This window comes from Geodermatophilus sp. CPCC 206100, from assembly GCF_048569675.1.
Classification (GTDB): Bacteria; Actinomycetota; Actinomycetes; order Mycobacteriales; family Geodermatophilaceae; genus Geodermatophilus.
Genome location: NZ_JAQISV010000020.1, coordinates 1 through 13,789 on the forward strand (window position 1 = coordinate 1; position 13,789 = coordinate 13,789).

General features: G+C 75.9%; 15 protein-coding genes. 8 read left to right on the plus strand and 7 right to left on the minus strand.

Features of this window, described 5'->3' with window-relative positions:
- The 4 genes from PGN05_RS11130 to galU all read right to left on the minus strand — a co-directional run.
- On the minus strand, window positions 1-472 hold a 472-nt coding region (locus PGN05_RS11130; protein WP_419752604.1), incomplete at its 3' end, for a hypothetical protein.
- Window positions 473-649: 177 nt separating this feature from the next.
- A complete protein-coding gene (locus tag PGN05_RS11135; RefSeq protein ID WP_419752605.1) occupies window positions 650-1,270 on the minus strand; it encodes a GNAT family N-acetyltransferase in 621 nt (206 codons plus the stop codon).
- 6 nt (window positions 1,271-1,276) lie between these two features.
- On the minus strand, window positions 1,277-2,668 hold the full coding sequence (glp, locus tag PGN05_RS11140; protein ID WP_419752606.1) for a gephyrin-like molybdotransferase Glp: 1,392 nt from the start codon (window positions 2,666-2,668) through the stop codon (window positions 1,277-1,279).
- Between the two features lie 41 nt (window positions 2,669-2,709).
- On the minus strand, window positions 2,710-3,624 hold the full coding sequence (gene galU / locus PGN05_RS11145; protein ID WP_419752607.1) for a UTP--glucose-1-phosphate uridylyltransferase GalU: 915 nt from the start codon (window positions 3,622-3,624) through the stop codon (window positions 2,710-2,712).
- A gap of 139 nt (window positions 3,625-3,763) precedes the next feature.
- On the opposite strand from galU, the gene PGN05_RS11150 reads away from it, so the two are divergent.
- The 4 genes from PGN05_RS11150 (at window position 3,764) to PGN05_RS11165 (ending at window position 8,608) form a co-directional block, all read left to right on the plus strand.
- Window positions 3,764-5,110 carry an SLC13 family permease gene (locus PGN05_RS11150; protein ID WP_419752608.1) on the plus strand — a complete coding sequence of 449 codons (1,347 nt, stop codon included), beginning with the start codon at window positions 3,764-3,766 and terminating at the stop codon, window positions 5,108-5,110.
- 84 nt (window positions 5,111-5,194) lie between these two features.
- Entirely contained in the window at window positions 5,195-6,373 is a 1,179-nt protein-coding gene (locus PGN05_RS11155; protein WP_419752609.1) for a CaiB/BaiF CoA transferase family protein, read from the plus strand.
- Complete coding sequence (locus tag PGN05_RS11160) at window positions 6,370-7,890, plus strand: carboxyl transferase domain-containing protein (RefSeq protein WP_419752610.1); 1,521 nt, start codon at window positions 6,370-6,372, stop codon at window positions 7,888-7,890. Before PGN05_RS11155 ends, PGN05_RS11160 begins: the two co-directional genes overlap by 4 nt.
- A 13-nt stretch (window positions 7,891-7,903) precedes the next feature.
- Window positions 7,904-8,608: an AAA family ATPase gene (locus PGN05_RS11165; protein WP_419752611.1), complete on the plus strand. Its 705-nt coding sequence runs from the start codon at window positions 7,904-7,906 to the stop codon at window positions 8,606-8,608.
- Between the two features lie 2 nt (window positions 8,609-8,610).
- Here PGN05_RS11165 and PGN05_RS11170 read toward each other — a convergent pair whose 3' ends face one another.
- Together PGN05_RS11170 and PGN05_RS11175 are read right to left on the minus strand one after the other, a co-directional pair.
- Window positions 8,611-9,618: an LLM class flavin-dependent oxidoreductase gene (locus PGN05_RS11170; protein ID WP_419752612.1), complete on the minus strand. Its 1,008-nt coding sequence runs from the start codon at window positions 9,616-9,618 to the stop codon at window positions 8,611-8,613.
- Window positions 9,615-10,106 (minus strand): MarR family winged helix-turn-helix transcriptional regulator, encoded by a 492-nt coding sequence (locus PGN05_RS11175; protein WP_419752613.1) that lies wholly within the window; start codon window positions 10,104-10,106, stop codon window positions 9,615-9,617. Before PGN05_RS11175 ends, PGN05_RS11170 begins: the two co-directional genes overlap by 4 nt.
- A 140-nt stretch (window positions 10,107-10,246) precedes the next feature.
- Between PGN05_RS11175 and PGN05_RS11180 the strand changes: the two genes are divergently transcribed.
- The 4 genes from PGN05_RS11180 to mscL all read left to right on the plus strand — a co-directional run bounded on the left by PGN05_RS11180 (window position 10,247) and on the right by mscL (window position 13,003).
- Window positions 10,247-11,269, plus strand: coding sequence for an SAM-dependent methyltransferase (locus PGN05_RS11180; RefSeq protein WP_419752614.1), 1,023 nt, complete (start codon window positions 10,247-10,249; stop codon window positions 11,267-11,269).
- 188 nt (window positions 11,270-11,457) lie between these two features.
- Window positions 11,458-11,799, plus strand: coding sequence for an FmdB family zinc ribbon protein (locus tag PGN05_RS11185; protein WP_419752615.1), 342 nt, complete (start codon window positions 11,458-11,460; stop codon window positions 11,797-11,799).
- A 117-nt stretch (window positions 11,800-11,916) separates the two neighbouring features.
- Window positions 11,917-12,546, plus strand: coding sequence for a Flp pilus assembly protein CpaB (gene cpaB, locus PGN05_RS11190; RefSeq protein ID WP_419752616.1), 630 nt, complete (start codon window positions 11,917-11,919; stop codon window positions 12,544-12,546).
- A gap of 40 nt (window positions 12,547-12,586) precedes the next feature.
- Window positions 12,587-13,003, plus strand: coding sequence for a large conductance mechanosensitive channel protein MscL (mscL, locus tag PGN05_RS11195; RefSeq protein ID WP_419752617.1), 417 nt, complete (start codon window positions 12,587-12,589; stop codon window positions 13,001-13,003).
- A gap of 32 nt (window positions 13,004-13,035) precedes the next feature.
- Here mscL and PGN05_RS11200 read toward each other — a convergent pair whose 3' ends face one another.
- Window positions 13,036-13,734: a YbaK/EbsC family protein gene (locus PGN05_RS11200; protein ID WP_419752618.1), complete on the minus strand. Its 699-nt coding sequence runs from the start codon at window positions 13,732-13,734 to the stop codon at window positions 13,036-13,038.
- Between the last annotated feature and the right edge of the window lie 55 nt (window positions 13,735-13,789).

Below are 13,789 nucleotides of genomic sequence, written 5' to 3' on the forward strand. Positions count from 1 at the left end.
GCACCGGACGCGCGGCGGGGCGGGGCTCCGGACGACGTGCGGCGCGGGCGGCGGCCCGGGCGGCACGGCGGGCGGCCAGCCGCTCGCGGCGCGCGGCGGCCCGCAGCACCAGGAGGTAGGCGACGACCGCGAGGTCGAGCACACCCTGCGCGATCCACAGCCACGGGCTCCAGACCAGTGCCCCGACCAGCGCCAGCAGCGTGAGCGCCACCAGCCCGGCGAGGGTCCGACGGCGCACCGCGTGCACGTCGACCCGCAGCTCCCCCGAGGTCAGCAGCTCACCGCGGTCGATCGAGACGCGCTCGGTCTCGGCGTGGACCGCGGGGTCCACCGCCCGACGCCGCTGCAGCGTCCGGCCGGAGCCGGCCAACCCGGCATGGGCCGGCTGCGAGTTGCCGCGCGTCACCACCATGGGCACCAGCACGACGAACCACAGCACGACCAGAGCGGCCAACAGCACGCCCGAACCCATCCAGAACACCACCCGTCACATGAGTAACTGCCCGGCGAAGTTAAGGCCTGGACCAACCCGGACGAGGGAGGCGCGCGGGCGTGTCTCTGTTGTGTTGTGTGACGGGAGTGCCGGTGGGGCGGCGTGTCGACATGGCGCCACCCGCGGACGCCCGGCGGGTCTGGTATGCGCCCGCGGTCAGCCGGACGCGCGGGCGCGCCAGCGGCTGAGCACGCCCGCGGGGGCGTCCTCGGCCAGCAGGGCGAAGGTGAGGTGGTCGCGCCAGTCCCCGTCGATGTCCAGGTACCGGCGCAGCAGGCCCTCGGAGCGGAACCCCAGCCGCTGCACCAGCCCCTGGCTCGGGCCGTTCTCGGGTCGGATGTCGGCCTGCAACCGGTGCAGCCGGCCCGGCCCGAACGCGTGGTCGCACACCAGCGCGACGGCCAGCGAGGCCATGCCCCGCCCGGCGACCGAGCGGTCGATCCAGTAGCCGAGGTTGCCCGAGCGCAGCGCCCCGCGGACGACGTTGTCGATGGTCACCTGCCCGGCCAGCCGTCCCTCGACCCGGACGACGAACGGCAGCGTCGTCCCCGCCGCGGCCCGCCGCAGCACGGCGCGGCGCATCGCCCGGTAGGCCTGCGGCGTGTGGCGGGCCGCCCAGGGCGCGGCGGCGGTCGGCTCCCACGGGGCCAGCCAGTCCTCGTTGGCCAGCCGCACCCGGCTCCACTCCTCGGCGTCCCGGCGCTGCGGCGGGTGCAGCTCGACGGGTCCCCATGCCAGCCGTGCGGGCCAGCCGGGGTGCAGGGCGGGATCGACCACGGGCGGTCAGCCGCCCAGCAGCAGGGGCATGACGGTGACCAGGCCGCCCGGTGCGACCTCGGTGACGTCCTCGTCGACGACGATCAGGCAGTTGGCGCGCGCCATGCGGGCCAGCATCGCCTCGTCGCCGTCCCCCAGCGGCTCGACGACGTAGCCGCCGTCGGGGTGCCGCATGACCTGGCCGTGCAGGTACTGCCGGTAGCCCAGCGGCGAGAGCAGCCGCTCGGCGGCGATCGCCTGCACGGTCCGGCGGAACAGCTGCCGCTTGCCGAGCATCATCCGGATCGCGGGGCGCACGAAGACCTCGAAGGCGACCAGGGCGGCGACCGGCTCCCCCGGCACGCAGATCACCGGGACCGAGTCGCGGCCCAGCCGGCCGAACGCCTGGGCCGGCCCGGGGTGCATGGTGACCTGGGTGAAGTCCATCTGCCCCAGCTCGGTGAGCACCTCGCGCACCTGGTCGGCCTCGCCCGCCAGCGTGCCGGAGACGAGGACCAGGTCGCTGCGCAGCAGCTGGCTCTCGATGACCTCGCCCAGCCGGCGCCGGTCGGCGGGGAGGATCCCCCAGCGGTAGGCCTCCGCGCCGGCGTCGCGGGCGGCCGCGGCCAGCGCGTAGCTGTTGACGTCGACGACCTGGCCCGGGCCCGGGGCCGTGCTGATGTCGACCAGCTCCGACCCGGCGGAGAGGACGGCGACCCGCGGCCGGGGGCGCACCTGCACGCGGTCGCGCCCCACCGCCGCCAGCAGGCTGATCTGCGCCGGCCCGATCGGCGTCCCGACCTGCACCGCCGTGGTGCCGGGCGCGACGTCGTCCCCCGCGCGGCGCACGTACCCGCCGGGCTCGACCGGCGCGTGGACGGCGACGGTGACCACGCCCCGGTCGGTCCACACCGCCGGGACGACGACGTCGGCGCCGGCCGGCAGCATCGCGCCGGCGGCCACCTTCTGCGCCATGCCGGGGCCGATGGACGTCGTCCCGCTGGGACCGGCGACGGTCTCCCCCACCACCGACAGCTGCGCCGGCACGGCGAGGCTGGCGCCCTCCACGTCCATGGCGCGCGCGGCGTACCCCTCGAGGGCGGCCTGGTCGAAGGCCGGCAGCGCGCGCTGGCTGACCACCTCCTCGGCGCACAGCAGGCCCTGCGCGTCGAGCACGGCGAGCTCGATCGCGTCTGGTTGCGGCACGGCGGCGAGGATCTCGTCGAGGTGCTGCTCCACGGTGCGCGGCGGAGCGGGCTCCGGCGCGACCGGCGGCGGCGGGACCAGGCCGCGCTCGATCGCCGTCGTCTCGTGCCGCGGGACCGCCGGCGCATCGCGCACGACGGTGCCCTGCCGCAGGTCCATCGCCGTGGTGTCCCGCTGTCGCGGGAGCATCCCGCCCGTGCCGTCCTCGGTCATCCCCACCACGGAGGTCGATGTTCCCCCTTCGGAGGCCGCGATCAGGCCTCCGACGCGCCCTTGCCGGGCAGGTCGGCGACGAAGTCGGCCAGCCAGGCCCGCAGCGGGGGGCCGAGGTCGTCGCGCTCGGCGGCCAGCTGGATGACCGCCTTGAGGTAGTCCAGCCGGTCGCCGGTGTCGTAGCGGCGGCCGCTGAACACCACGCCGTGCACCGGCTCGCCGCGCTCGACGAGGGTGGCCAGGGCGTCGGTCAGCTGGATCTCGCCGCCGCGGCCGGGCGGGGTCTCCCGCAGCACGCCGAAGACCTCGGGGGCCAGCACGTAGCGGCCGATGATCGCCAGGCTGGAGGGTGCCTCGTCGACCGGCGGCTTCTCCACCAGACCGGTGATCGTCACCACGTCGGAGCCGGCGTCCTCGACCGCGACCGCGCCGTACTTGTCGATGTTCTCCCGGCCGACGTCGAGCAGCGCCACGACCGAGCCGCCGTGCTCGGCCTGGACCTGCAGCATCTGCTCCAGCAGGTGGTCCCGCGCGTCGATGAGGTCGTCGCCCAGCAGGACGGCGAACGGCTCCTCGCCGACGAAGGCCGCCGCCTGCAGCACCGCGTGCCCGAGCCCGCGGGCCTCGCCCTGCCGGACGAAGTGCACCTGCGCGACCTCGGTGGAGGCGTGCACCGCCTGCAGCCGGTCGGCGTCGCCCTTCTTCTCCAGGGCGGTCTCCAGCTCCGGCTGGCGGTCGAAGAAGTCCTCGATCGCGGCCTTGTTGCGCCCGGTGACCATGAGCACCTCGCCCAGGCCCGCGCGCGCCGCCTCCTCGACGATGTACTGCAGCGCCGGCCGGTCGACCACGGGCAGCAGCTCCTTGGGCACCGCCTTGGTCGCCGGCAGGAAGCGGGTGCCCATCCCGGCCACGGGGATGACGGCCTTCCGCGTCGGTCGGGGGCTCGCAGTCGCCATGGGGCGGAGCCTAATCACGGGCCGGGTGATCGGCCCCGGCGTGCGGTGGAGACGGGGCCGTCCGGCGGCTGGCAGGCGCTACCGGCCGCTCACTGACACGCTGGTCGGCGTCCTCGTCACCGTCGACGGAGGAGAGTCCGTGTCCCCCGAGATCGTCACCATCATCGCGCTGGTCGTGATCTTCGCGATCGCCACGTTCCTGCCGATCAACATGGGGGCGCTGGCGTTCGTCGCCGCCTTCCTGGTGGGCACCCTGTCGGTGGGGCTGACCACCGACGAGATCCTGGCCGGCTTCCCCGCCGAGCTGGTGGTGACGCTCATCGGCGTCACCTACCTGTTCGCGATCGCGCAGAACAACGGCACGGTCGACCTGCTGGTCCGCGGCGCGGTGAAGCTCGTCGGCGGCCACGTCGCGGCCATCCCGTGGATCATGTTCTTCGTCACCGCGCTGCTCACCGCGATCGGCGCGCTCTCGCCCGCCGCGGTGGCGATCATCGCCCCGATCGCCCTGACCTTCGCCGCCCGCCACGGGATCAACCCGCTGCTCATGGGCATGATGGTCATCCACGGGGCGCAGGGCGGCGGGTTCTCGCCGATCAGCGTCTACGGCGTCACGGTCAACACGATCGTGGAGGACGAGGGCCTGCCCAGCAGTCCGGTGACCGTGTTCCTCGCCAGCCTGCTGTTCAACATGGCGATCGCGGTCGTGCTGTTCGTCGTCCTCGGCGGCCGGCAGCTGCTGGGCCGGAAGGTCGCCGCCGAGCAGCCGGTGCACGCCGCGCACGGCCCCGACCCGGTGGTGCGGGGCCACGGCGCCGCACCCGGCCCGGCGGTGGGCGGGGGCGGCGGCGGCGCGGGAGACGGCGACGACCCCGACCGCCCGCAGCGGGTCACCCCCGACCAGGTCCTGACGCTGGTCGGGCTGGCCGCGGTCGCCGTCCTCGCCCTGGTCTTCGACCTGGACATCGGCTTCGTCGCCATCACCGTCGCGACCGTGCTCGCGCTCTTCGCCGCGGCCCGGCACAAGGGGGCGGTGAGCCAGATCAGCTGGTCGACGGTGCTGCTCATCGCCGGCGTGCTGACCTTCGTCTTCGTGCTGCAGGAGGCCGGGACGATCGACTACGTCGGCGAGGCGGTCATCGGGCTCGGTGTCCCGCTGCTCATCGCGCTGCTGCTCTGCTACATCGGCGGGGTGGTGTCGGCCTTCGCGTCGTCGACGGCGATCATCGGTGTCGCCATCGCGCTCGCGGTGCCGTTCCTGCAGGCCGGGGACATCGGGGCCGTGGGCGTGGTGGTCGCCCTGTCGGTGTCCTCGACCATCGTCGACGTGAGCCCGTTCTCCACGAACGGGGCGCTGGTGCTGGCCAACGCGCAGGACGTCGACCGGGACCGCTTCTACAAGCAGATCCTCGCCTACTCCGGGATCGTCGTCGTCGCAGGGCCGTTCCTCGCCTGGCTGGTGTTCGTCGTCCCCGGGTGGCTGTGAACCCGCTCTGGCCGTAGATACCTCAGCGCTGAGAGACTGGCCCGCGCACCGCCGCGGGGCGGGCATCGAGCCAGGGAGATCGACATGTCCGGACCCCTCGACGGCACCCTCGTCGTCGACCTGACCCGCGCCCTCGCCGGGCCGCACGCCGGGATGATGCTCGGCGACCTCGGCGCCCGGGTGATCAAGGTGGAGAACCCCGGCAGCGGGGACGACACCCGCGGCTGGGGCCCGCCCTTCGTCCAGCCGGACGAGGGCGACCGGGAGTCCACGTACTTCCTCTGCACCAACCGCAACAAGGAGTCGGTCACCCTCGACCTCAAGGACGAGGGCGACAAGGACCTGCTGCGGGAGCTGATCCGCCGCGCCGACGTGCTGCTGGAGAACTTCCGCCCCGGCACGCTGGCCCGCCTCGGCTTCGGCACGCAGGTACTCGAGGAGCTCAACCCGCGGCTGGTGACCCTGTCGATCAGCGGGTTCGGCCACGACGGGCCCGAGGGCGGGCGGGCCGGCTACGACCAGATCGCCCAGGGCGAGGGCGGGCTGATGTCGCTGACCGGCTCCGGCCCGGACGACCCGCAGCGGGTCGGCGTCCCCATCGGTGACCTGCTGGCCGGCATGTACGGCGCCTACGGCGTGCTCGCCGCCCTGCTGGAGCGCGAGCGCACCGGCCGCGGCCAGGTGGTGCGCACCTCGCTGCTGGCCGCCATCGTCGGCGTGCACGCCTTCCAGGGCACCCGCTGGACCGTGGCCGGCGAGGTCGGGCGCGCGCAGGGCAACCACCACCCCTCGATCGCGCCGTACGGGCTGTTCCACTGCCGGGGCGGCAGCGTCCAGCTCTCCTGCGGCTCGGAGGGGCTGTGGCGCAAGCTGTGCGCCGAGTTCGGCCTGGACGCCGACGCCCCCGGGCTGGCCACCAACGGCGACCGGGTGGACAACCGCCCGCAGGTGATCGAGCTGCTCGAGGGCGCCTTCGCCGACATCGCGCCCGAGGAGCTGCTGGCCCGGCTGGCCGCCGCCGGCATCCCGGCGGGCAAGGTCCGCACCCTCGACGAGGTCTACACCTGGGACCAGACGCTGTCCCAGGGCCTGCTGGTCGACGTCGAGCACGCCACCCTCGGCCGGCTGCAGCTGCCCGGCCCGCCGCTGCGGTTCTTCGCGCCCGGCCCGGACGGCGAGACCGAGACCACCCGCCGCGACCACGCGGCCCCGCCGGTGCTCGGCTCCTCGAACGAGACGATCCGCGCCTGGCTGGAGTCGTGACGGGGCCGCTGGACGCCCGGACCCTGCGCGACCTCGTCCTCGACCCCGGCTCCTGGAAGAGCTGGGACTCCCCCATCGACGTCGGCGACGTCCCCGGCTCCTATGCCGCGGAGCTGGACCGCGCGGCCGAGAAGGCCCACCAGGACGAGGCGATCATCACCGGCGAGGGCCTGCTGCGCGGGCGGCGGGTGGCGGTCATCGCCGGGGAGTTCCGCTTCCTCGCCGGCTCGATCGGGGTGGCCGCGGCCGAGCGGCTGATCGCCGCGGTCGAGCGGGCCACCGAGGAGGGGCTGCCGCTGCTGGCCGCGCCGGTGTCGGGCGGCACCCGGATGCAGGAGGGCACGGTCGCCTTCCTGCAGATGATCGGGATCACCGCCGCCATCGCCCGCCACAAGGAGGCCGGGCTGCCCTACCTGGTCTACCTGCGGCACCCGACGTACGGCGGCGTCCTCGCCTCGTGGGGGTCGACCGGGCACGTGACCATCGCCGAGCCCGGGGCCTCCATCGGGTTCCTCGGCGCCCGCGTCTACGAGGCCCTCTACGGCGAGCCGTTCCCGGAGGGCGTGCAGACCGCCGAGAACCTGGCCGCGCACGGGCTGATCGACGCCGTCGTGCCGCACGAGGAGATCGCCGAGGTGGCCGACCGGGCGCTGCGGGTGCTGGCCGCCCGGCAGACCTGGCACCACGACGTCCGCGACGCCGAGCGGCTCCGCCCCGAGGACGGCCGGGACACCGACGACCCCGAGGACGGGCGGACCGCCTGGGACGTCGTCACCGCGTCCCGGCGGGCGGACCGGCCCGGCGTCCGGCGGCTGCTGCGGACGGCGGCCACCGACATCGTCGGCCTGTCGGGCACCGGCGCCGGCGAGAAGGACCCCGGCCTGCTGCTCGCCCTGGCCCGCTTCGGGGGCGCCCCCTGCGTGGTGCTCGGCCAGGACCGGCGCGGGCAGTCGCTGACCGCGCCGCTGGGCCCGGCCGCGCTCCGGGAGGCCCGCCGCGGCATGCGGCTGGCCGCCGAGCTGCGGCTGCCCCTGGTGACGCTCATCGACACCCCGGGCGCGGCGCTGTCGAAGGACGCCGAGGAGGGCGGCCTGGCGGCCGAGATCGCCCGCTGCCTCCAGGACCTGGTCATGCTGAAGGCCCCGACGCTGGCGGTGCTGCTCGGTCAGGGCACCGGCGGCGGCGCGCTGGCCCTGGTGCCGGCCGACCGGGTGCTGGCCGCGGCCAACGGCTGGCTCGGCCCGCTGCCGCCGGAGGGCGCCTCGGCGATCGTGCACCGCACCACCGAGCGGGCCGGCGAGATGGCCGCCGCGCAGGGGGTCCGGGCGACCGACCTGTGGCGGGCCGGGATCGTCGACCGGGTGGTGCCCGAGCGGCCGGACGCCGCCGACGAGCCGGTGGACTTCTGCCGCCGGCTGGGCCGGGTGCTCGGCGAGGAGCTGGCCGACCTGCTCGGGCGGGACGACGGCGAGCGCTTCCGCAGCCGGCTGCACCGCTACCGCCACCTCGGCCGCTGAGAACGTCGCGACCGTGGACCGACGACCCGTGCGCCGGTTCCGCCCCGACCCCGGCGCGCCCCGCCCACCGGACGGCGTCTGGCCGCTGACCGTGCCCGCGATCGCGCAGGTGCTCCGCGAGGGACTGGAGCTGGGCCCGGGCGCGACCGTCCTGGTCGGCGAGAACGGCTCGGGCAAGTCGACGGTGCTCGAGGTGCTGGCCGCCGCGCTCGGACTCAACGCCGAGGGCGGCTCGGTCAACGCCCGCCACACGACCCGGCGCAGCGAGCCCGGGTCCCTCGACCTCATCGTCGAGCGCAGTCCCGGCGCCGAGCGCTGGGCCTACTTCCTCCGCGACGAGACCCTGCACGGCCTGTACAGCTACCTGGAGTCGATCGGCGACCCGAGCTACCACGAGCTCTCCCACGGGGAGGGCTTCCTCTCGCTCTTCGGCAGCCGGGCCACCCGGCGCGGGCTCTACCTGCTCGACGAGCCCGACGCCGCCCTGTCCTTCACCGGCACGCTGTCACTCGTGGTGCGGCTGGCCGAGCTGGTCGCGGGCGGGGCGCAGGTCGTCGTCGCCACCCACTCCCCCGTGCTCGCCGCGCTCCCCGGGGCGCACCTGCTGGAGGTGGGCCCGTGGGGCCTGCGGCGTGCCGACTGGGCGGAGCTGGAGCTCACGGCGAACTGGCAGCAGTTCCTGGCCGACCCGGCGTCCTTCCTGCGGCACCTGACCTGAGGTCAGGCCGCCGCCAGCCCCCACGCCCCGGCGACCAGCTCCAGGCTGCGCAGCCGCTCCTCGACGCCGTGGGTCGAGGCCGACAGCACCAGCTCGTCGGCGCCGGTGTCGGCGGCCAGCTCCCGCAGCTGCGCGACGACGGTCGCGGCATCCCCGACGATGGCGTTGCTGGCCATCGACTCGGCCGCGGACCGGTCGGGGTGTCGCTCGGCCTCCTCCAGGCTCGGCACCGGCCGCAGCCGGTTGGTGCGGAGCCCCAGCCGCATGAGCTGCCCGGGCAGGGCGAGCCGCCGGGCCTCGTCCGCGGTGTCGGCGGCGAGCACGTTGGCCGTCACGATCGTGTACGGCTGCTCCAGCGCCGGCGACGGCCGGAAGGTGTCCCGGTAGAGGCCGACCGCGGCCAGGACGTCGGGGCCGCCGTAGTGGTGGGCGAAGGCGAACGGCAGGCCCAGGTGGCCGGCCAGCTGGGCGGAGAAGCCGCTGGAGCCCAGCAGCACGATCTGCGGCGCCGAGCCCGCCACCGGGGTGGCCCGGAACCGCTCGGCCAGGCCGCCCTCGACGCGCGGGTCGCCGAACAGGCCGAGCAGGTCGATGAGGTGCTGCGGGAAGTCGTCGGCCGACAGGGCGGCCGGATCGCGGCGCAGGGCGAGCGCCGTCTCCCGGTCCGTGCCGGGCGCGCGGCCGATGCCGAGGTCGACCCGGCCCGGGTGCAGCGCCTCGAGGAGGGCGAACTGCTCGGCCACGACCAGCGGCGCGTGGTTGGGCAGCATCACGCCGCCCGAGCCGACCCGGATCCGTTCGGTGACGGCGGCCAGGTGGGCGATGAGCACGGGCGGGTTGGTGCTCGCGACCGCCGGCGTGTTGTGGTGCTCGGCGACCCAGATCCGGCGGTAGCCGAGCCGGTCGGCGGCCTGGGCCACGCGGGTGGTCGCGGCGAGGGCGTCGGCGGTCGACTGCCCCGAGCCGACGGTGGCCAGCTCCAGGACCGACAGCGGCAGCGGCGCCGTCACCGGGTGTCCGCGCCGTGCTCGACGCGCATGCTGTGGTCGGGGTCCAGACCCTCCAGCAGGACCTCCAGGACGTCCCCCAGTGCCTTCGTCTGCTCGTCGGTCAGCGGGTCGAACAGGGCCGACCGCACGGCTGCCACGTGCCCCGGCGCGACCGAGCGGACGACGTCCCAGCCCTCGTCGGTGAGGACGGCGAGGTTGCCGCGACCGTCCTCGGCGGAGCGCTCCCGGCGCACCCAGCCGCGCTCCTCCAGCCGGGCGACGGTGTGCGACAGCCGGCTCTGCGACTGGTTGGCACGCCGGGCCAGGTCGCTCATCCGCCGGCTGCGCCCGGGTGCCTCCGAGAGCATGGCGAGGACGACGTAGGCGGCGTGCGTGATGCCGGCGTCGCGCTGCAGCTGGGCGTCGAGGACGCGGGGCACCAGCTCGGCGACGGTCAGCCAGGCACGCCATGCCCGTTGCTGCTGGCTGTCGAGCCACTCCTGCGCCACGGGAGGGAACGGTACTTCGGCAGGTCGTCCTGGTACGGACCGCCCGGCGCGGCCCGTGCGGAAGCGGCCGGAGGCCACCAGGACCGCGAACGGGGCGCTAGCGTCGCGCCTTCTGAGCCGAGGGGTGCCCGATGGCGAGGATGCCCCACCCGAGGGTGCTGGCCGAGGTGCTGCGCGGCGGGAACCTCCGCGCGCGGCTGCGGGCGGCGGGGGACGCGCAGGCGGCGGTCCGCCTGCAGCTCGTCGCGGCGGCCGCCGATCTCGGGGTGCTCGACGCGCTCGTCGGGGGGCCGGTCAGCACCGCCGCGCTGGCCGACCGCCTGGGTGCGCCCGATCCCGACCTCCTGGCGGCCTACCTCCGCGTGCTGGCGGCGGCGGGGTTCATCGCGGGCGAGAGCTCGTGGGCGCTCACCCGCGCCGGGCGCGCGGTCGTCGACGACGACCAGGTGCGGGCCGTCTACCAGGGCTTCGGCGGCTACCACACCGAGCTCTACCGGGAGCTGCGACCGCTGCTCTCCGGCGGCCCGCGACGCCGCGACATCGAGGAGCAGGCCGAGGTCATCGCCCGGCTCTCCGCCGTCCTGGAGCCGCTGCTCCACGACCTGCTCACCCGGACGGTCCGCGAGCGCCGGCCGCGCCGGGTGCTCGACGTCGGGTGCGGTGCCGGCCTGCACCTGGCCGCGATGCTGGAGGCCGCTCCGGACGCCACCGGCGTGGGCGTGGACGTCGACCCCGACGCCGCGGCGCTGGCCCGGCGCACCCTGAGCGAGCGGGGCCTGGCCGACCGGGCCGGTGTCGAGGCGGTCGACATCCGGACGGCGCTCGCCGCCGGTCACCCTGGCGCCCTCCCCGACCGCATCGACCTGGCCCTGCTCGCCAACGTCGTCTACTACGTACCGGTCGACGAGCGGGTGGAGCTGCTGAGCGCGGTCGCCCGCCTGCTCGCCCCCGGTGGCGCCCTCGTGGTCGTCACCACCGTGGCGGGGCCGCAGCTGTTCAGCCGGCACCTGGACCTGCTGCTGCGGGCGCAGGAGGGCCGCATGGAGCTGCCCGCCGTCGACCTGCTGCTCGGGCAGCTCCGCGAGGCGGGACTGCAGCCGGACCCACCGGAGCGGATCGGTCCTGCCGCCGCTGCCCTCAGCGCGGTGACGGCGATCCGCTGAGGACGCCGACGTGCACCGGGGCCCCCGGACGGCTGTCTCCAGGCGACGGCATACCCCGGCGGGCGCGCGCGTTGGACGGAGTGACACTCGCCGCTCGCACGTGGACGGACGCCGGACGAGCGCGCATCATTGGCAGTCGCCGGGCGAGAGTGCCAGCCCGGCCCGTCCTGACGAGGAGCCCTCCCGCCGTGCCGACCTACCAGTACGCCTGCACCAACACCGACGGCAAGCACGAGTTCGAGGTCGTGCAGTCCTTCACCGACGCCGCGGTCAGCGAGTGCCCGACGTGCAGCAGCCCCGTGCGCAAGGTCTACGGCTCGGTGGGCGTGGTCTTCAAGGGCTCCGGGTTCTACCGCACCGACAGCCGGTCGAACTCCTCCTCCACCGAGTCGAGCAGCACGTCCTCCACCGGCGCGAAGAAGGAGTCGACCCCGGCCGCGGCCACCGCCGGCACGACCGGCAGCTCGTCCTCGACGAGCAGCTCCTCGTCCTCCGCCGGCTCCTCCGGCAAGGCCGCCGCCGCGAGCTGACGACCGCCGGTCGACCGCCGCCGGCCCAGCCGTGCCGGCGGTCCACAGGCCGGCCGGTTCTCCACAACCCGGCCACGAGCGCCCTCCCGGCGCCCGCCGGCGGGCAGCGTGGCGGTCGTGATCCGCCTCCGCCGTCCCCGCTCCCTGCTGCACACCGCCCGGCAGGCCCTCGCCGGGCTGCTGGCGGCGGCCGCCCTCGTGCTGGCCCTGCGCCCCGACCCGGCCCCGGCCGTTCCCCCCGAGGCCCGGACCGCGCCGGGGGTGGTCGCCACCGCCGACCTGGCACCCGGAGCCGTGCTGGGCCCCGACGACCTCACCGTCGTCCGCTGGCCCACCGCCCTGCGGCCGGTCGGGACGGCGGCCGAGCCGGAGCCGCTGGTCGGGCAGGTCCTCGCGGGTGGCCTGCGGGCCGGCGAGCCGGTCACCGACGCGCGCCTGGTGGGCGCCGGCCTGACGGCCCTGCTGGCCCCGGGGCAGGTCGCCGCGCCGGTGCGGCCCGCCGACCTCGCGGTCAGCGCCCTGGTCCGCCCCGGCGACCGGGTGGACGTGCTCGCCACGGCGCCGGAGGCGGCACGGGCGGAGGTGGTGGCCGCCGCGGCGCTGGTCCTGGCCGCGCCCCGGCCGGACGACGACGGCGAGGGGCTCCTGCTGCTCGCCGTCGACGGCGCCACGGCCGCCGTCCTGGCCGCCGCGGCCACGACCGCCACCCTCACGCTGAGCCTCCCGCCCCCCGGACACGCCGCCTGACGTCGGCCCCGGCAGCCGTCGGTTGTGGGTGGATGAGCGCATGTTCCGGGGCTTCAAGGACTTCCTGCTGCGCGGCAACGTCGTCGAACTCGCGGTCGCGGTGGTCATCGGGGCGGCGTTCACCGCGGTCGTGACCGCCTTCGCCGACTCGTTCCTCACGCCGTTGATCGGCCTGGTGGGCGGCGGTGGGGAGCTGGGCGGCACGTTCACCGTCAACGGCCAGACCTTCGCGTGGGGCGCGTTCCTCAGCCAGGTGCTCACGTTCGTGCTCACCGCGGCGGTCGTCTACTTCCTCGTCGTGCTGCCGATGAAGACGATCATCGAGCGGCGCCGGCGCGGCGAGGAGGCCGGCCCGGCCGAGCCCACGCAGGTGGAGTTGCTCGTCGAGATCCGGGACCTGCTGCGCGCCCAGCAAGGCGCCGGTCCCGCCCCGGCCCCGTCCAGAGGCTCGCCGTGAGCGTGTGAACGGTGAGGAGGACGGGTCCTCCGTCAGTCGCTGCCCCAGTGGGGCGGGCGGTCCTCCAGGTAGCGGCGGTCGTCGGCGGACCGGTCCTCGGGCCGCTCGCCCCAGCCCAGGTCGCGGTCGTCGGGTGCCCGGACCGGGGCCGGGGCGGGCGCCGGCGGCGGCGGCTCGACCGGCTCCCGGCCGAGGTCCACGAGCACCTCGGCGCCCGGCAGGGCGGCCAGGACCGCGCCCGGCACGGCCAGCTTGCCGGCCCGGGTGCCCGACCCGACGACGACCAGGTCCGTGGCGGCCACCGCGGCGTCGACCAGCACCGGCCAGGACGGCGGCAGCCCGATCGGCGTGATGCCGCCGTAGGCCATGCCGCTCTCGGCCACCGCGACGTCCTGCGGCGCGAACGAGGCCTTGCGCGCACCGAGGTGCCGGCGGACCAGCCCGTTGACGTCGGCGCGGGTGCTGGCCGGCACCAGGCACGCGGCCAGCACGGTCTGCCCGGCCCGGCGGGCGGCGACGACCACGCAGTTGGCCGAGGCCGGCAGGGGCACGTCGTAGGCCTCGGTGAACGCGGCGGTGTCGGCGAGGGCGTCGTCGATCTCGGCGACCCACGCCGGTCCGGCGAGCCCGCCGAGCGCGGCCGCCACCGGCGCGGCGAGCAGCTCGGGCCGGTCGGCGGCCGGGAGCCAGGTCAGGGTGCCGAGCTGCGGGGGCGTCGGGTGCGGGTCCACGCCCCGATCCTGCCCGCTGGCCGGGAACCCCCCGGACGCGGCCGGATCTGCGCTG